Annotated in this window: 16 protein-coding genes; 8 read left to right on the top strand and 8 right to left on the bottom strand. The window is 64.7% G+C overall.

Going from position 1 to position 16,759, the window contains the following annotated elements; genetic code table 11:
* Nucleotides 1-108 precede the first annotated feature (108 nt).
* The 3 genes from EN852_RS26315 to EN852_RS26305 form a co-directional block, all read right to left on the bottom strand.
* Entirely contained in the window at nt 109-1,344 is a 1,236-nt protein-coding gene (locus EN852_RS26315) for a putative DNA modification/repair radical SAM protein (protein WP_127878496.1), read from the bottom strand.
* 89 nt (nt 1,345-1,433) lie between these two features.
* A complete protein-coding gene (locus tag EN852_RS26310; RefSeq protein WP_127878494.1) occupies nt 1,434-2,840 on the bottom strand; it encodes a glutamine synthetase family protein in 1,407 nt (468 codons plus the stop codon).
* 11 nt (nt 2,841-2,851) lie between these two features.
* A complete protein-coding gene (locus tag EN852_RS26305) occupies nt 2,852-4,231 on the bottom strand; it encodes an aspartate aminotransferase family protein (RefSeq protein WP_127878492.1) in 1,380 nt (459 codons plus the stop codon).
* Between the two features lie 144 nt (nt 4,232-4,375).
* On the opposite strand from EN852_RS26305, the gene EN852_RS26300 reads away from it, so the two are divergent.
* Nucleotides 4,376-4,822, top strand: a complete 447-nt coding sequence (locus EN852_RS26300; RefSeq protein WP_127878490.1) for a hypothetical protein — start codon at nt 4,376-4,378, stop codon at nt 4,820-4,822.
* Nucleotides 4,823-4,893: 71 nt separating this feature from the next.
* Here EN852_RS26300 and EN852_RS26295 read toward each other — a convergent pair whose 3' ends face one another.
* Nucleotides 4,894-5,868 (bottom strand): WD40 repeat domain-containing protein, encoded by a 975-nt coding sequence (locus tag EN852_RS26295; protein WP_127878488.1) that lies wholly within the window; start codon nt 5,866-5,868, stop codon nt 4,894-4,896.
* 240 nt (nt 5,869-6,108) lie between these two features.
* Nucleotides 6,109-7,155 carry a GTP-binding protein gene (locus EN852_RS26290; RefSeq protein ID WP_127878486.1) on the bottom strand — a complete coding sequence of 349 codons (1,047 nt, stop codon included), beginning with the start codon at nt 7,153-7,155 and terminating at the stop codon, nt 6,109-6,111.
* 384 nt (nt 7,156-7,539) lie between these two features.
* Between EN852_RS26290 and EN852_RS26285 the strand changes: the two genes are divergently transcribed.
* Nucleotides 7,540-8,013 carry a MarR family transcriptional regulator gene (locus tag EN852_RS26285; RefSeq protein WP_112128317.1) on the top strand — a complete coding sequence of 158 codons (474 nt, stop codon included), beginning with the start codon at nt 7,540-7,542 and terminating at the stop codon, nt 8,011-8,013.
* A 218-nt stretch (nt 8,014-8,231) separates the two neighbouring features.
* Here EN852_RS26285 and EN852_RS26280 read toward each other — a convergent pair whose 3' ends face one another.
* Nucleotides 8,232-9,095: an AraC family transcriptional regulator gene (locus EN852_RS26280; protein ID WP_127878484.1), complete on the bottom strand. Its 864-nt coding sequence runs from the start codon at nt 9,093-9,095 to the stop codon at nt 8,232-8,234.
* Nucleotides 9,096-9,140: 45 nt separating this feature from the next.
* On the opposite strand from EN852_RS26280, the gene EN852_RS26275 reads away from it, so the two are divergent.
* The 5 genes from EN852_RS26275 to EN852_RS26255 all read left to right on the top strand — a co-directional run bounded on the left by EN852_RS26275 (nt 9,141) and on the right by EN852_RS26255 (nt 13,257).
* Entirely contained in the window at nt 9,141-9,548 is a 408-nt protein-coding gene (locus EN852_RS26275; protein WP_127878482.1) for a DUF2000 family protein, read from the top strand.
* A gap of 193 nt (nt 9,549-9,741) precedes the next feature.
* Complete coding sequence (locus EN852_RS26270) at nt 9,742-10,626, top strand: DMT family transporter (RefSeq protein WP_189546188.1); 885 nt, start codon at nt 9,742-9,744, stop codon at nt 10,624-10,626.
* An 80-nt stretch (nt 10,627-10,706) separates the two neighbouring features.
* A complete protein-coding gene (locus tag EN852_RS26265) occupies nt 10,707-11,729 on the top strand; it encodes a LacI family DNA-binding transcriptional regulator (RefSeq protein WP_042645188.1) in 1,023 nt (340 codons plus the stop codon).
* Nucleotides 11,726-12,709, top strand: coding sequence for a 2-hydroxyacid dehydrogenase (locus EN852_RS26260; protein ID WP_127878478.1), 984 nt, complete (start codon nt 11,726-11,728; stop codon nt 12,707-12,709). Before EN852_RS26265 ends, EN852_RS26260 begins: the two co-directional genes overlap by 4 nt.
* Before the next feature lie 155 nt (nt 12,710-12,864).
* Nucleotides 12,865-13,257: a hypothetical protein gene (locus EN852_RS26255; RefSeq protein WP_127878476.1), complete on the top strand. Its 393-nt coding sequence runs from the start codon at nt 12,865-12,867 to the stop codon at nt 13,255-13,257.
* A 27-nt stretch (nt 13,258-13,284) separates the two neighbouring features.
* On the opposite strand, the gene EN852_RS26250 is transcribed toward EN852_RS26255, so the two are convergent.
* The gene (locus tag EN852_RS26250) at nt 13,285-14,058 is read right to left on the bottom strand and encodes a gamma-glutamyl-gamma-aminobutyrate hydrolase family protein (RefSeq protein WP_127878474.1); all 774 of its coding nucleotides are present in this window, start codon (nt 14,056-14,058) and stop codon (nt 13,285-13,287) included.
* 263 nt (nt 14,059-14,321) lie between these two features.
* On the opposite strand from EN852_RS26250, the gene EN852_RS26245 reads away from it, so the two are divergent.
* Nucleotides 14,322-15,431, top strand: coding sequence for a TRAP transporter substrate-binding protein (locus EN852_RS26245; protein WP_127866602.1), 1,110 nt, complete (start codon nt 14,322-14,324; stop codon nt 15,429-15,431).
* A 204-nt stretch (nt 15,432-15,635) separates the two neighbouring features.
* Here the strand turns inward: EN852_RS26245 and EN852_RS26235 are convergent, their stop codons facing one another.
* The gene (locus EN852_RS26235) at nt 15,636-16,658 is read right to left on the bottom strand and encodes a zinc-dependent alcohol dehydrogenase family protein (protein WP_127878470.1); all 1,023 of its coding nucleotides are present in this window, start codon (nt 16,656-16,658) and stop codon (nt 15,636-15,638) included.
* Nucleotides 16,659-16,759: the final 101 nt, after the last annotated feature.

Raw genomic sequence — 16,759 nt, 5'->3', positions numbered from 1 at the left:
TATCGTTCGTCGCCAGCCGGCGCGCGGCATCGCGCCAGCCGGCGAAATCGGTCTGGCTTTCGAGCCGGACGACATGAGCGGCGAGGTTGAGCTGGGTTCTTGTCATAGTCAGAACAAGGAAAGCTGCTCGCAGGAGCGGGTGATCGCCTGGCGCAAGCCGGCCTTGTCGGTCAGCGCGCCCGGCGACCAGCCTTCCGCGACGATGAAGGGCCGCACCTTGGCGACCGAATGGCAGAGCCGTCCGACATCCTCCAGCCGCAGCCGGCGGTGGCGGCGTGTCTCGATGATCCGGTCGATGACCCTGGTGCCGAGCCCGGGAACGCGCAGCAGCGCTTCACGCTCGGCGCGGTTGACGTCGACCGGAAACCGGCCTCGGTTGCGCAGCGCCCAGGCCAGCTTGGGATCGATGGCAAGGTCGAGCATCCCGTCATTGCTGCCAGCCAGGATTTCCGGCTGCGAGAAACCGTAGAAACGCATCAGCCAGTCCGCTTGGTAGAGCCGGTGCTCGCGCATCAGCGGCGGCTTCTGCAGCGGCAGCGATGACGAGGAATCCGGGATCGGGCTGAACGCGGAGTAGTAGACGCGGCGCAGGTGATAGCTGCCATAGAGCCGGGCGCTGGCGCGCAGGATGCCGTCGTCGGACGTCTTGTCAGCGCCGACGATCATCTGCGTCGACTGGCCGCCCGGCGCGAAACGCTCGCGCCTGCGGCTCTGCATTGTCGGGTCGGCCTTCTCCTCGATCTTACGGCGCAGCTTGGCCATCGAGAGCCGGATCGTTTCCGGCTTCTTTTCCGGCGCCAGTTTCTTCACGCCCTCATCGGTCGGCAGCTCGACATTGATCGACAGCCGGTCGGCATAGAGGCCGGCCTTCTCGATCAGCTCGGCCGACGCTTCGGGAATGGTTTTCAGATGAATATAGCCGCCAAATTTTTCCTCGATCCTGAGCCTGCGCGCCACCTCGACCATCTCGCCCATCGTCTCGTCGGGCGAGCGGATGACGCCAGACGACAGGAACAGTCCCTCGATATAGTTGCGGCGATAGAAATCCATGGCGAGCTTCACCACCTCATCGACGCTGAAGCGGGCGCGCCGCACATTCGAGGACGAGCGGTTGATGCAATAGCTGCAGTCATAGATGCAGAAATTGGTGAGCAGGATTTTCAAGAGCGAGATGCAGCGCCCATCCGGCGCGTAGGAATGGCAGATGCCGGAACCCTCCGTCGAGCCGATGCCGCCCGATGTCAGCGAGTCGCGTTTTGCCGACCCTGAGGAGGCGCAGGAAGCATCGTATTTGGCGGCATCGGACAGGATCGCCAGTTTCTCGCGGACGGAAAGCACAGCCATTTGTTCATGATATGTTCCAGAAATGCAATTGGCTATAACTTTTGATTGTCCGCGGCAAAACGTGATCGCCGCGCGCTTGTCGGTCCGCCTTACACCTCGTGCAGATAAAGGTGGTAGTCCAATTCGCTGACCGTGCGCGCGACGCACAGATATTCAGCCTGCTTGATCGCCACAAAGGTCCGGTGCAGGTCGGGACCGAGCGCCGATTTCAGGAAATCGGATCCCCTGGCCGCCTCGATCGCGGCGCGCCAGTCGGCCGGCATGGTCGACCTTTCGCTCGCCTGCTCGTAACCGTTCCCAGTGGTCTCCGGCCCTGGCTCCAGCCCTTCGTCGAGCCCTTTGACGATGCCGGCCAGCACCGTCGCCGCCACCAGATAGGGATTGGCGTCGACGCCCGACGGCCTATGCTCGATGCGGCGGTTCCTGGCGTCGCCCGCCGGCACGCGCAGCGCCACCGAGCGGTTGTTGACGCCCCAGGTTGGGGCCACGGGCGCGTAGGATTGCGAGACGAAGCGACGCCAGGAATTGGCGTGCGGCGCAAACACCAGCATCGATTCCGCCATGGTATGGATCAACCCGCCAAGCGCGTTGAGCAGCTTCGGCGACCATTTCTCCCCGGCAGCCTCGGTGAAGACGTTTTTGCCGGCATCGTCCTGCAGCGAGACGTGGAAATGCATGCCCGAACCGGCATAGGCCTCGATAGGCTTGGCCATGAAACAGGCGGTGACGCCGTGTCGGCGCGCCTGCGCCCGCACAAGCCGCTTCAGCATGACGAGGTCGTCAGCCGCGCGCATCACGTCCTTGCGGTAGTTCAGCGTCAGCTCGTACTGGCCGGGCGCGTATTCGGAAATGACGGTCTCGGCCGGAATGCCTTGCGCCTTGGCAGCGGCGTAGATGTCGGAAAACAGCGGTTCCATGCCGTGCAGATGGTCGACCGAATAGACTTCGGTCTTCGCCGAACGGCGGCCGTCGAGCACCGCGCGGGCGGGCTGCACCTTGCCATCTGCGTCGCGGTCATTGGACAGCAGGAAAAATTCCAGCTCGAAGGCGCCGGCCGGATGCAGGCCGCGCGCCGCAAGCAGCTCCACCTGCCTTGCCAGCACCAGGCGCGGATCGGAGGTCATCGGCTGACCATCGAGATGGTACATCGACATCAGCACCTGGCCGCGCGCCGGATTGGTGCCGTAGAGCGGCGCCAGCGTGCCCGGGATCGGCCATGCCCTGAGGTCGCCGTCGCCGGTGTCCCACACCAGCCCGGTCTCGTGGACGTCCTCGCCGGTGATGTCGAGGCCGAGGATCGAGATCGGCAGATGCCGGCCGTTCTCGAAAATGCCCACCAGCTCGTGCCGGCGTACGATCTTGCCGCGGCCGATGCCGTTGGCGTCGGTGAGCACGATGTCGAACGCCTCGATCTCCGGATGCGCGGCGAGAAAGGCCTTCGCCTCGGCGGGCGTCGAGCCGGAAGGAGACGTGGTAACGGCGTTCGGATTGTCCATGGCCGCTTGTCTCACGCCGTAAGCCGGGCCGCAACCGCGGCGAAGGCGGCGATCAGCCGGCTCACCTGCGCGGAAGTTGTCACCGGCGATATCAGCATCATGTTGTGGAACGGCGCGATCAGCACGCCGCGATTGACCAGCGCGACATGGATGGCGGCTTCGAGCTCCGGCGCGTGCGCCTTCTCGGCCTCGCCGCCATTGTGAAGCGGCCCGGGCGCGCAGATGAACTCGACGCGCGCGCCGACTCGCGCGACATGCCAGGGTAGCTTGTTGCGCTGGATGACGGCGGTAAGCCCCGCATCGAGCCGGCGCGCCAGCCGGTCCATATGCAAGTAAGCCTCCTCCGTCATGACCTCTTCCAGCGTCGCGCGCATCGCCGCGAATTGCAGCGGGTTGGCCGACAGTGTCGTGCCCATGCCGGAATAGCCGGGCTCCTTGGTGCGGTTATAGGCGCCGTAGTGGGTGGCGACCTCCTCGCTCATGCCCCAGATGCTGGCCGGCACGCCGCCGGCCACCGGCTTGCCGAGCACGAACAGGTCCGGTTCCAGCCCGTGCTTCTTCGTATAGCCGCCGGGACCGGTGGAGATCGTGTGAGTCTCGTCGATCAGGAGCAGCGTGCCGGCTGCCCGCGTCAGGCGCCGCAGCGCGTCGTGGAAGCCTGGATCCGGTAGCACCATGCAGGAATTGGTCAGCACCGGCTCGGTGATGACGCAGGCGACGTCGCGGTCCGCAAGCGCTGCTTCCAAGGCAGGGACGTCGTTGAACTCGACGATCTTCGTTGCGCGCGTCAGGTCACGGAATTCGCCGGCCAATCCGGGCCGATTCACCGGCTTGCCGCCGATCAGCCGCACCATCGTCTCGTCGACCGAGCCGTGATAGCAGCCGTTGAAGACCAGGATCTTCTCGCGCCCCGTCACCGCGCGGGCGACGCGCAGCGCGAAGCGGTTGGCGTCGCTGGCGGTGGTGGCGATCTGCCAGTAGGGGAGGCCAAAGCGCTGTTGCAGGAGCGTCCCGATCGTCAGCGCGTCCTCGCTGGGCAGCATGTAGGTCAGGCCCCGAGCGGCCTGCCGGCGGATCGCGCGCGCGACCGCCGGCGGCGAATGGCCGAGCATCGAGCCGGTGTCGCCCAGGCAGAAATCGTCGAGCCTGTTGCCGTCGATGTCGGTGATCGTGGCGCCCTTCGCGCCGTCGACGAGGATCGGGAATGGCGTCGGCCAGTCGGTCATCCAATGCATTGGCACGCCGCCCAGGAAGCCGGCGATGCCATTGCCGAGTTTCGCCTCGGAGTTCGGCCGCGCCTTGCGGAAAGCGGCCGCCTCCGCCTCTCGCAACTCGGCAATGCGGGCGATGTCGATGCCGCCGATGGAAGTCCGTGAATCCGATGCCTGCATGAAAACCCCTGTGTTTCGCGCGGCACTCTGCCCATGGCTTGGCAAAACTGCAATTGGCCGTGGTGGGGGTGGGCGTTGGCTCAGCGCTCTTGACCCGGCGCGACTGTCGGGGCCTCATTGCGGGCAGGCATGGAGGAGGGGGAAATGCGGACAGTTCTTTGCGGGGCAGTGCTTCTTGCGTCAGTGAATGGCGGTTTCGCCTCCGGCGCCCTTTGGTGCTCGGTCGATGACGCCAAGGTCGCCTTCCAGCTCGACGCCGGCGTGACTCGTGGCCTCGGCGGGCCGACCTTCAATTTCCGCGGCGACCTGGAAATCAAGGGCCGTCCCGCCGCCGACAGCCTGCGCAAGATGGTGTTCGAGGATCAGAACTTGGCGCAATATTGGCTCGACGGCGAGGAATTGCGGCTGCTCGTCTATCGCGAGCACGAAGCCGAGGACACCTACCGCTCGGTGGAGCTGACGATCCTGACTAAGGCCAGCGACGAAAGCACCTATAACGGGCGCTACACCCTCGCGATCTATGACGGCACGGCCGGCGTGAGCAGCGATCCCGTCGAGTTCAAGGGCGATGTGTCCTGCGGCGCGGAATGATCAAACCGCGATGGCATAGGCAGGAGGTAGGTGTCGTCGTCCTTAAGCCCTACTGCCTAATCCCCTACTGCCTACGCAGTGATGTCAATCACGCCGCAATCGCCGGCAGCGCTTCCGAACACGATGCGGCGCTCTTCCTTGTCCCACATCATCGCGGTGATGGCACCCTTGCCGGGGCGGCGCAGCAGCACTTCCTTGGCATCGGCAAAGCGGGCCGCGATCACCATGCCGTCCTCATAGCCGATGGCCACCACGTCCTGGCTCGGATGGCAGGCGACGCAGGTCACCATCGTGTTGCCGCGCGTGCCGAGCTCCAGCGGCGCCTTGCCCATGGGTCCGTCTTTGCTGGCGAACGGCCACACAATCGCAGCCGGCGCGCCGGAACTCGCCAGCCATTTACCCTTCACGCTCCAGGACAGGCTCTTCACCTTGCCGGGATAGCCGCTCATGCGCATGTGCTTGCCGTCGGCAAGCTTCCAGCCATGCAGCGCGTTCTCCTGCATGGTGGTGATCAGGAAAGCCCCGTCCGGTGAAAAGGTGATGCCGGTATGGGCGCCGGCCCATTCGAGTTCCACCGGCTTGCCCTCAGCCGCCGGGAAATGCAGGGTCGCGCCATTGTAACGGGCGACGGCAAAACGCATGCCTTTGGGCGAGAAGGCAAGCCCTTCCACCGAGCGCGGATGAGCGAATTCCTTGATCTTGCCGTCGGCGAAACGCACGAAGGCGGTCTTGCCGGAGGCGTAGGCGATGGCGCCCTGCGGTCCGGCGGCAACGCTGGTGACCCACTTTTTGCCGGCGCTCGCCAGTTCGCTCACCTCGCCGCCCGCCTTCACGGCAAACACCTTGCCGTCCTCGCCGCCCGTGATCAGACGGTCGTTGGCCGCGTCACGGAAGGCGGCAAGCAGGCCGTCATTGGCCTGCACCGTCTTCTGCCCATTCTCCAACCGATGGATCACGCCGTCAGCCAGAGCGAAATGCGGCACGTCGTTGAGGAAGACGGCGGCAACGCAATGGCCTTCGAGATCAAGCGGGGCGACTGTGGGCATACGAATGGTCCATTCGGGCTTCTATGCATGAAGCCGGTGCGGCTAGGTGCGACCTTGCCTTCTCCCCTTGTGGGAGAAGGTGGATTGGCGCGCAGCGCCAAGACGAATGAGGGGTGTTGGACGGATCGCCGTCATCGCCAAGCTGGAGCACCCCTCATCCGACCTCGCTTCGCGAGGCCACCTTCTCCCACAAGGGGAGAAGGGAAGAACGGGCAGCGCTAGCGCCTGAAGGTCAGGAAATCAAGCCGCCTGGCAGGCTTCAAAACTTTTGCGCAACCGCTCGGCGTCGAGGTCGCGGCCGATGAAGACCAGCCGGCTCTCGTGCTTCTCGCCGTCCTTCCAGGCGCGCTGGTGGTCACCCTCGAGGATCATGTGCACGCCCTGCAGCACGTAGCGGTCCTCGTCGCCCTTGAGCGCGATGATGCCCTTCAGCCGCAGGATGTTCGGCCCTTCCATCTGGGTCACCTTCTCGATCCATGGGAAGAATTTCTTCGGGTCCATCTCGCCGCCGCGCAGCGACACCGACTTCACCGTCACGTCATGGATGTCGGAAGCATGGTCATGATGGTGATGATGATCGTGCCCATCATGATCGTGATGGTCGTGGTCGTGATGATCGTGATCGTGGTCATGCGCCTCGAGGAAATGCGGATCGTTCTCCAGCGCCCGCGACAGGTCGAAGGCGCCGCGGTCGAGCACTTCGTCGAGCGCCACCCCGGACCGCTGCGTGCGATGGATTTTTGCCGCCGGGTTGATGGCGCGGACCGTCGCCTCGACCTTTTCGAGCTCTTCCGGCGTGACGAGATCGGTCTTGTTCAGCACCACGACATCGGCGAAGGCGATCTGGTCCTCGGCTTCCTTGGAATCCTTCAAGCGCAGCGGCAGGTGCTTGGCGTCGACCAGCGCCACCACCGCGTCGAGCTTGGTCTTGGTGCGCACGTCGTCGTCCATGAAGAAGGTCTGCGCCACCGGCACCGGGTCGGCGAGGCCGGTCGTCTCTACGACGATGGCGTCGAAGCGGCCGGGCCGTTTCATCAGGCCTTCGACGACCCGGATCAGGTCGCCGCGCACCGTGCAGCACACGCAGCCATTGTTCATCTCGTAGATTTCCTCGTCGGATTCCACGATCAGGTCGTTGTCGATGCCGATCTCGCCGAACTCGTTGACGATGACGGCGTAGCGCTTGCCGTGGTTCTCCGACAGGATGCGGTTGAGCAGCGTCGTCTTGCCCGCGCCGAGATAGCCGGTGAGAACGGTTACGGGGATTTGCGTCTGTGCATCGCTCATGGCTTGCCTCGAAATCTTGGTCTCGAAATCTGGATTGTCGGCCTCATATAGGATGGGTGTCGCGCTTTTGCACGCGCCAAACCGATGGGCCAGGCGGACCCTCCGGGCGGGATGGCGGCGAGGAGGGATTGGCGGCGGTCGAGGCCGGCCAAACGAGGGAGCCATGGCAGCGCCAAATAGCCCTGGCCGGCTTCCGCTATGAATCCTGCCTGCTCAAAAGTCGTTTGTCATCTAACTGAAATAAACATCTGGCATCACCTGCGCGGGCACCGCAATGCTTGCCGGCAAAGCGTTCCGCAAGCCGGTTTCTAACAGATCGTCATTTGCCAACCGTCAGACAGCCTCTATGCTGGCCGCGCCGGTTGGGCCGAAGAGGGAATGGCCATGGCCAAGGCGGACAAGACAGCGACAATGAGCCGGCTGCATTCGGCGGCGAGGCTGGCGCGCACGGCGCTCGCGGCACGGCTTCTGGCGCATGGCTTCTATGCCGGCCAGGACCAGATCATGCTGGCGCTCGACCGCGAGGACGGCCAGACCCCTGGCAATCTCGCCGGCAAGCTCGGCGTGCGCCCGCCGACGATCACCAAGACCATCAACCGGCTGCAGGCGCAGGGTTTTCTGGAAAAGCGCGCCTCCAACGCCGATGCCCGCCAGGCGCATATCTTCCTCACCGAATCCGGACGCGAAACCATCCGCGCCATCGAGAAGTCGGTCAAGAAGACCGAGAAGCAGGCGCTGAAGGGTCTTGACAAGAAGGACCAGAAGGCGCTGTTCAAGCTGCTCGCCCGTATCGAGGCGAATTTGTCGAACGAAGACCTGGTCCTGATGGACGACGACGCGGAGATGGATGAGGCGTGACGCGCAGCGTCATCGCTCAACCGCGCGGCGTTCGCAATCCACCTAAAGCGCGACGCGCAGCGTCATCGCTCCGCGCACCACGTCGGCATTGTTCCGAAAGCGCGATGCGCAGCATCGTCGCTTCACGCACTGACCAAGGATTTTAGCTGAAAAGGGCGACGACGCTGCGCGTCGCGCCTGAAGGCCATCACCGGACGCCTCGCCCTTAAGCGACGACGCTACGCGTCGCGCCTCACCAGCGCCGCCCAGCGACCCGGCGTCATGCCGAACGCCTTCTTGAAATGCCGGTTGAAATGGCTCTGGTCGCTGAAGCCGGCGCCGGCGGCGATCTCCGCCAGCGGCTCGCCCTCGGCGATCATGCGCCGCGCTCTTTGCAGCCGGCGCATCAACAGGAAGCGGTGCGGGCTGGTCGAATAGGTCGCGCGAAAATGCCGTGACAACTGATAGCGGTCGAGGCCGGTAATAGCCTCGAGCTCACCCGAGCGCACCGGCCGTTCGGCGTTCTCCGCAAGATAGTCGCGGGCAAGCGCGGCGGCTCGCCATGCGGTCTTGCCAGTCAACTTTGCCGGCTTTCCGGCGTGACGTTTCAACTGCTGCGCCAGCTGCGCGACGAAATCCGCCACGAACAGGTCGCCGAGCTCTTCGTCCAGCGGCGCCAGCGCCGACAGCAGCGTGTCGCGCAAGCGAGGATCGTCGACCACCGCATCACGCACGAAAGGCAGCGGCTCGCCGTCGAGGCAGTCGAGCAGCAGGGACGGCTCTAGATAAAGGATCCTGTAGCGCAACCCGTCTTCCGTCCCGGCGCCGCCGTCATGCAATTCGTCGGGGTGCAGCACGATCGCCTGGCCGGGCAGGCTGTGTTGCAGCGCGCCGCGATAATGGAAGCGTTGCACGCCCTGCAGTGTCACGCCGATCGCATAGGTGTCGTGCCGGTGCGGCTCGAAGGCGTTGCCATGGAAACGCGCCTCGATGCGTTCGAGGCCCAGCCCGCCGGGCGCCGAAACGATGCGATCGCCGCTGGCCGCGTCCGCGCACGAACGTTCAAGACCTTGCTTCGCCTCTGCGCCTAGAGCCTGCGCCATAGCCCTGTTCCGCCCGTCACGGGCCATCCCGGAGTCTCAATCTTGGTGTTCGATACGAAAATTGCAATTGTCCTGAGGGACGCCCTGCCCGTTTGGCAGAAGCTCAACGTCACCGCCTTCCTCACCAGCGGCATCGTCGCGCAGTTCCCCGAGATCATCGGCGAGCCCTATCGCGACCGCGCCGGCAACCTCTACAACCCGATGTCCATCCAGCCGGTCATCGTCCTGTCGGCCGACGCGGCGGCGCTCAGCACGATCCATCGCCGGGCGCTGGAGCGCGGCGTGACGGCGTCCGCCTATGTCGAGGAGATGTTTTCGACCGGCCATGATGCCGCCAATCGCGCTGTCTTCGCCGAATTCGCGCCGGACGACGCCAAGATCGTCGGCATCGCTCTGCGTGGCGAGAAGAAGCTCGTCGACAAGATCACCAAGGGCGCCCGCATGCATGGCTGAACCGGGTTGAGCCTCTCGGCTCCCGGCGGCACCGGACTAAGCCTGCACCGGACGCTTATTAGGCCAGTCGCTTTTGGCTTGCCGGCCAGCGGCGATTGCCGCAGAAGGGGACGTCTATCCTTCCTTCGGCCCGACCTTGAATATTCCCAAAACCAACGACGACAGCGCAACGCCGCCCGCGGCGATGCTTTTGATGCTTTGCGTCTATGTCTGCTTCACCTTTCTCGACACCTCCAGCCAATACCTGGTGCTGGCCGGCGTCTCGGTGCTGATCGTCGCCTGGGCTCGTTTCACCGTCCACGTCTTGCTCGTCGGCGTCTTCCTGCGCGGCTGGCGCGAGCCGGCGCGTTTTCGCGCCAAAAACCTGCCGGCGCATATATTGCGCGGCTGCCTGCTCTTCGGCTCGACCATGTTCAACATCCTGGCGCTGAAGACGCTGCAGCTGGCCGAGACGACGTCGATCTATTTCTTCGGCCCGATGGTCATAACCGCCCTTGCCGGCCCGCTGCTCGGCGAATGGGCCGGCTGGCGGCGCTGGCTGGCGATTCTCACCGGCTTTGTCGGCGTCCTGATCATCACCCGGCCGGGCGTCGGCGTGTTCGGCATCGGCCATCTCTTTGCGCTGGGCTCGATGCTGTCTAACAGCTTCTATGTCATCATGACGCGGCGCATGTCTTCGTCCGAAACATCCGAGAGCCTGATATTGTTCTCGGCGCTCGCGCCATCGGTGCTGCTGGCTCCGATGCTTGCCTTCTCGCCCGCGCTGCCGCATGGCGGCTTTCAATGGTTCGTCGTGCTGATGCTGGGCGTCTTCGGTGCCGGCGGCCATTATTTGCTGGTCAGGGCCTATCGGCTGGCCACCACGACGCAGTTGGCGCCCTTCCCCTATTCGCAGATGGTGTGGATGATCATTTCCGGCTGGCTGATCTTCCACCAGTTCCCCGATCGCTGGACGTTGCTCGGTGCCGCCATCATCGTTGCCAGCGGCCTCTACATCATTCACCGCGAGCACCGGCTTCGCGTGCGCAACTCCGCCTCGCTCGACACCGAGGCCGAGGCGCTGGCGAAAAAACTTTGATTTGCTCCCGATCGATGGCATAAGGCCGGATTTAAACAGTTTAAAGATGTAGATCCTAGGACCCTGGGGAGCGAAGGGCACTGGCACAGAAGATCAAGCTTTCGACAATCGCGGATGCGCTCGGCGTCTCCACGGCAACGGTATCGCTGGCGCTGCGCGACAGCCCGCTGGTGGCCGGCGCCACGCGGGAACGCATCAAGGAGCACGCGCGCGCCATCGGCTATATCTACAACCGCCGCGCCGCCTCGCTGCGCACCTCGCGCTCCGGCATCGTCGGCGTCGTCGTGCACGACATCATGAACCCGTTCTTCGCCGAGATCCTGCGCTCGATCGAAAGCGAGCTCGACCGCAGCCGCCAGACCTTCATCCTGTCCAACCACTATGACCAGCTCGAAAAGCAGCGCACCTTCATCGACACGCTGCTGCAGCTCGGCGCCGACGGTGTCATTATGTCGCCGGCCATCGGCACGCCGGCCGAGGACATCATCATGGCTGAGGAAAACGGCCTGCCGGCGGTGCTGATCGCGCGCAGCGTCGCCGGTGCCGACGTGCCGGTGTTCCGCGGCGACGATGCCTATGGCACCGCGCTGGCCACCAATCATCTGATCTCGCTCGGCCATAAGCGCATCGCCATGGTCGGCGGCACCGACCAGACCTCGACCGGCCGCGACCGTTACCAGGGCTACCTCAACGCCATGGAGGCGGCCGGCCTTGAGGTGAAGCCGTCCTGGCGCATTCCCGGGCCCCGCACCAAGCAGGCGGGTTTCGAAGCCGCGGGGCAGTTTCTGGCGCTGAAGGACAAGCCCACGGCTGCCTGCTGCTGGAACGATCTGGTCGCGATCGGGCTGATGAACGGCATCGCGCGGGCGGGCCTCGTGCCCGGCGTCGATATCTCGGTCACCGGCTATGACGATCTCGAGGAGGCGGCGATCGCGACGCCGGCCCTGACTACGGTCTGGAATGGCCAGCGCGAGGTCGGCCGCCGCGCCGCAAGCGCCTTGCTCGACAAGCTGAACGGGCAGGCGGTGCGGCCCTCGCAGGAGCTGATCAAGCCGGAACTGCATGTGCGGCAGTCGACCGGCAAGCCGGTGGAGCGTGCATGACCAGTGCAGAAGGAAAATTGCCGGTCGCCATTCTGGTGCCGGGCGATTTCAACGACCATGCCGTCGGCCGCATCGACAAGGCGTTCAAGCTTGTGCGCATCGAACGCGCCGACCCTGGGCTGGTCACGGAAGAGATGCGCGCCACCGTGCGCGGCATCGCCTCCTATGCGGGCATCAACGCGGCGATGATCGACGCGCTGCCCAACCTTGAGATCATCGCCAGTTTCGGCGTCGGCTACGATTCGGTCGACGCCAATCACGCGGCGAGGTGCGGCGTCATGGTCACCAACACGCCCGACGTCTTGACCGAGGAGGTCGCCGACACCGCCATCGGCCTTTTGATCAACACCGTGCGCGAACTCTACGCCGCCGAGAAATGGCTGCGCGACGGCGACTGGGTGAAGAAGGGTAATTATCCCCTGAGCCGGCTTACCTTGCGCGGCCGCAGCGTCGGCATTTTCGGCATGGGCCGTATCGGCCGCGCCGTCGCCCGCCGCCTTGAAGCCTTCGGACTGCCGATCGCTTACCACAATCGCCGCAAGGTCGAAGACCTGCCTTACCAATATCATGCCACGTTGAAAGGCCTTGCGGAGGCCGTCGACACGCTGATTTGCATTGCCCCGGGCGGCGCCTCCACGCAGAAAGCGATCAACGCCGAAATCCTGTCGGCGCTGGGTTCGAACGGCGTCTTCGTCAACATCGGCCGCGGCTCGGCGGTGGACGAGACGGCACTGGCCGCCGCCCTCGAGAGCGGCACAATTGCCGCTGCCGGGCTCGACGTGTTTGCCGACGAACCGAACGTGCCGCGGGCCCTGCTCGACGCTGCCAATGCCTCGCTTCTGCCGCATGTCGGCTCGGCGTCGGTCCACACCCGCCGCGCCATGGCTGATCTCTGCGTCGACAATCTCGTTGCCTGGTTCACCGAGCGCCGGCCGCTGACGCCCGTGCCGGAGACGATCAACGTCAAGGCGCGCGGCTAGAGCAGTCTCAGGGGAGGTCTGAAAGGGCTTTCGGTAGCATAGGACGTTCAACCGTTCCGGGCTCGCCACACTTATTAATGCTTTCGCAGGCCCATTAACTCCCGCTTAACGCTTTGAAATCATTTTCCATACTTGATCGAGTGTGGAGAAGCGGCGTGAAGCTGGTTGCCGGGTTGGTTGTGTCGGTTGCGCTGTTCGGGGGCGCGCATGTCCTGTCTGGCGGCCAGGGTCCGAGCACGGCTGTCGAGGCCGTCTCCTCCAGCACCTATCGATTGACGGCCAATGGCGACGAGGCTGCCTGCGCCGTGCAGCGGGGCGCCGCCGTCTCGGACGGCCTGTCGCGGCTCAAGATCGCCACGGATTGCCGCCAGCTGATGCCCGGCATCGAGCGGGCAAAATTCTGGCGCGAGCAGGCGGACGGCTCGGTCGCCTTCAGCGAGAACGGCATCGATCCGATCGTCACCTTCGGCGTTGCCGATGGCGACGGCTACGAATCCTACGCGCCGTCCGCGCCGCTTCTGGCTTTGAACAACGACAGCAGCAACTGAACTCAAGCCGCTCCAGGGAGCAGCGGATTATTCCGCCGCGGCGCGCACGCTTGCCTTGGCCGCCGCATGCAGCCGCACGGCATCGCCGAAAGCACGAAAAATCTTGGCGGAATTGCTGTCCGACTTCACCCAGTATTCGGGGTGCCACTGCACGCCGACCGCGAAGGCGCGGGCGTCCTTGACGGAAACCGCTTCGATCGTTCCGTCGGTGGCCAAAGCCTCGATTTGCAGTTTCGAGCCGAGCCGGTCGATCCCCTGCCGGTGCAGCGAGTTGACCTTGAGGTCGCCGGCGCCGAACACGCCTGCAAGGCAACTGCCCGGCTTGATCGAGATCGTCTGGTGGATGGCGAAGCGCTCGTCCTGATTGTCGCTCACCGGCGCGCGATGGTCGAGCGAGCCTTCGCGCTCCTGGATCTCGGTGCCCAGCGTGCCGCCCAGCGCCACATTCAGCTCCTGGATGCCGCGGCAGATGGCAAGCAGCGGCACGCCGCGCTCAAGCGCCTTGCGGATCAGCGGCAGCGTGGTGGAATCGCGCGCCGGATCGTAGGGACCGTTGGCTTCGCTCGGGTCGCCGTCATAAAGCGAGGGATGCACGTTGGATTTCGAACCCGTCAGCATGACGCCGTCGACGGACGACAGCAATTCGTCGAGGTCGAGCCGGTCGCCGAAGGACGGCACCAGCAGCGGGAACACGCCGGCGCCGGCCACCGCCGCTTCCAGATATTGCTGGGGCGCGGCGTGCCAGGTGTAGTTGTCGAACTGGCGGACGTCGGTTGAGACGGCGACGAGCGGCTGCTGCATTTTGGGTTTGGTTTCCATCAGGCCAAGGAATTGTTCTGCCTATAAAATAAGCGATCCGTCGCGGCTTTTCCATGGCAAGTTTGGCCGCCTCGCATGGGCCAGGAAAGAGAGCGTTAGACTATAGTTGCAGATGGCGCCTGAATGGCGTCAAGCTGAGCCGCAGCGCTGGACTCGACCTCTTGCCCGTGTATGGTTCTCCACAACCGAGCCGGAACTGAGGATGTCCTGGCATCGGTCAGCTGATCCGCAAGGGAGGAAACTGCATGGATCGTCGTTCATTCATCCGCAAGGCCGGTGCGTCCGGCGTCGGTGCTGCGGCAGCGGCCGCCGCACTTGCCACGCCGGCGATAGCCCAGTCCAATCCGAAGGTGACCTGGCGGCTGGCATCGTCCTTCCCGAAATCGCTCGACACGATCTATGGCGGCGCCGAGGTCTTCTCCAAGATGCTGTCGGAAGCGACCGACGGCAATTTCCAGGTCCAGGTTTTCGCCTCTGGCGAACTGGTGCCAGGTCTGCAGGCGGCGGACGCCACCGCGGCCGGCACCGTCGAAGCCTGTCATACGGTGGCATACTATTACTGGGGCAAGGATCCTACCTGGGCGCTGGGCGCGGCCGTGCCGTTCTCGCTCAATGCGCGCGGCATGAATGCCTGGCACTACCATGGCGGCGGCATCGACCTGTTCAACGAGTTCCTGGCCACGCAGGGGCTTTTCGGTCTGCCGGGCGGCAACACCGGAGTGCAGATGGGCGGCTGGTTCCGCAAGCAGATCAACACGGTCGCCGATCTGTCCGGCCTGAAGATGCGCATCGGCGGTTTTGCCGGCAAAGTCGTGCAGAAGCTCGGCGTCGTGCCGCAGCAGATCGCCGGCGGCGACATCTACCCGGCGCTGGAAAAGGGCACGATCGACGCCGCCGAATGGGTCGGCCCCTATGACGACGAGAAGCTCGGCTTCTACAAGGTCGCGCCCTATTACTACTATCCCGGCTGGTGGGAAGGCGGCCCGACCGTGCACCTGCTTTTCAATAAGGCCAAGTACGAAGAGCTGTCGCCGGCTTACAAGTCGCTGGTGCACACCGCCGCCCAGGCGGCGGACGCCAACATGCTGCAGAAATACGACTTCCTCAATCCGGCCGCGGTGAAGCGGCTGGTGGCCGGCGGCGCCAAGCTGGCGCCCTTCAGCCAGGAGATCATGGCGGCCTGCTTCGACAAGGCGAACGAGGTCTATGCCGAGATGGAAGCCTCGAACGCGCCATTCAAGAAGATCTGGGAATCGATCAAGGGCTTCCGCAAGGAGCACTATCTCTGGGCCCAGGTCGCCGAATACAACTACGACACCTTCATGATGGTGCAGCAGCGCAACGGCAAGCTGTAGGCTGGCTTACCTTCTCCCCTTGTGGGGTCCGAAGGACGGGTGAGACGCGTGGCTCGCCCCCGGGCGGTGGATCGGCGCGCAGCGCCGAGACGGATGAGGGGTGTTGGACGGATCGCCGTCCGCGCCAAGCTGGAACACCCCTCATCCGTCGCATTCGGCGACACCTTCTCCCACAAGGGGAGAAGGCAGAACCGCGTCTCTACCTCAACCCGGCACCACGAGCACCTTGACCTCGCCCGGAGCCGGCGGATTGGCGATTACATCGGGCGCCTCCTCCAGGCTGACCTTTCTCGAGATCAGCCGGTCGACCTCGATCGCGCCGGAGGCGATCAGCTGCGCCGCCCTGCCATGTGTGAACGGGTTGAGGAAGGAGCCCAGCACCTTCAATTCGCGAAACAAGAGATCGAACGGCTCGATCTCCACCTTCATGCCTTGCGGCACGACGCCGACGATGACGACGGTGCCGCCGGCCCGAGCCATCCGCATCGACTGCTCGACGGTATTGCGCACGCCGGCGCATTCCAGCACCACGTCGACCCCGCCGGGAACCAGACCATTCGGCCCGGCGATGGCTGCGATCGGGTCGCCGGCGCTGGGATCGATCGTCGCGGTCGCGCCGAGCTCCTCGGCAAGCGCGCGGCGTGAGGCCTGCCTTGTCGACAGGATGATGGTCGCCGCACCCGCGAGCTTTGCCAGCTGCACGACCAGCAGGCCGATGACGCCGCCGCCAAGCACCACGACCGACGCGCCCGGCCGTATCGCGGCAAGGTCCACGCCGTGCAGACAGCAGGCCAGCGGCTCGCAGAAGGCGCCATGCGCCGGCTTGAGGTTTGCGGGCAGCCGGAAGGCCTGCCTGTGCGGCATCAGCACATAGTCGGCAAAGCCGCCGTCGCGGTGGATGCCGATGGCGCTGAGATTGCTGCACAGGTTGACGCGGCCGGCATGGCAGTGGGCGCAGCGTCCGCAGGCGATATTGGGATCGCCGGTGACGCGGTCGCCGACGGCAATGCCTGACACTGCCGCGCCGACGGCCTCGACGATGCCGGAAAACTCGTGGCCGAGCGTCACCGGCGGCGTGCAAGGGAATTCGCCGTGGAACAGATGCCGGTCGGTGCCGCAGACGCCGCAGGCCTCGATGCGCACGAGAACGTCCTCAGGCCCGGGAACGGGCTTGGGAACCTCGCGCAGCGCGATTTTGCCTAGCGCCTCGAGCCGCACGGCTCTCATGGTCCACCTCCGAGCAATTCAGGAAAAGTGTGAAGCGGTTTTCCGTCCGAAATTGCGTCAAAACAAAGAGCTAGGACATTTCACCGTTTCTGTGAAACAGT

Origin of the sequence: Mesorhizobium sp. M2E.F.Ca.ET.209.01.1.1 (genome assembly GCF_004010375.2) — a bacterium.
Lineage (GTDB): Bacteria > Pseudomonadota > Alphaproteobacteria > Rhizobiales > Rhizobiaceae > Mesorhizobium.
This window is presented reverse-complemented; position numbering and strand designations above follow the sequence as displayed.

What these genes read in the sequence shown, in the direction of transcription:
- EN852_RS26315 (WP_127878496.1), bottom strand. Translation starts at nt 1,344, where the DNA reads ATGGCTGTGCTTTCCGTCCGCGAGAAACTGGCGATCCTGTCCGATGCC.
- EN852_RS26310 (WP_127878494.1), bottom strand. Translation starts at nt 2,840, where the DNA reads ATGGACAATCCGAACGCCGTTACCACGTCTCCTTCCGGCTCGACGCCC.
- EN852_RS26305 (WP_127878492.1), bottom strand. Translation starts at nt 4,231, where the DNA reads ATGCAGGCATCGGATTCACGGACTTCCATCGGCGGCATCGACATCGCC.
- EN852_RS26300 (WP_127878490.1), top strand. Translation starts at nt 4,376, where the DNA reads ATGCGGACAGTTCTTTGCGGGGCAGTGCTTCTTGCGTCAGTGAATGGC.
- EN852_RS26295 (WP_127878488.1), bottom strand. Translation starts at nt 5,868, where the DNA reads ATGCCCACAGTCGCCCCGCTTGATCTCGAAGGCCATTGCGTTGCCGCC.
- EN852_RS26290 (WP_127878486.1), bottom strand. Translation starts at nt 7,155, where the DNA reads ATGAGCGATGCACAGACGCAAATCCCCGTAACCGTTCTCACCGGCTAT.
- EN852_RS26285 (WP_112128317.1), top strand. Translation starts at nt 7,540, where the DNA reads ATGGCCAAGGCGGACAAGACAGCGACAATGAGCCGGCTGCATTCGGCG.
- EN852_RS26280 (WP_127878484.1), bottom strand. Translation starts at nt 9,095, where the DNA reads ATGGCGCAGGCTCTAGGCGCAGAGGCGAAGCAAGGTCTTGAACGTTCG.
- EN852_RS26270 (WP_189546188.1), top strand. Translation starts at nt 9,742, where the DNA reads ATGCTTTGCGTCTATGTCTGCTTCACCTTTCTCGACACCTCCAGCCAA.
- EN852_RS26260 (WP_127878478.1), top strand. Translation starts at nt 11,726, where the DNA reads ATGACCAGTGCAGAAGGAAAATTGCCGGTCGCCATTCTGGTGCCGGGC.
- EN852_RS26250 (WP_127878474.1), bottom strand. Translation starts at nt 14,058, where the DNA reads ATGCAGCAGCCGCTCGTCGCCGTCTCAACCGACGTCCGCCAGTTCGAC.
- EN852_RS26245 (WP_127866602.1), top strand. Translation starts at nt 14,322, where the DNA reads ATGGATCGTCGTTCATTCATCCGCAAGGCCGGTGCGTCCGGCGTCGGT.
- EN852_RS26235 (WP_127878470.1), bottom strand. Translation starts at nt 16,658, where the DNA reads ATGAGAGCCGTGCGGCTCGAGGCGCTAGGCAAAATCGCGCTGCGCGAG.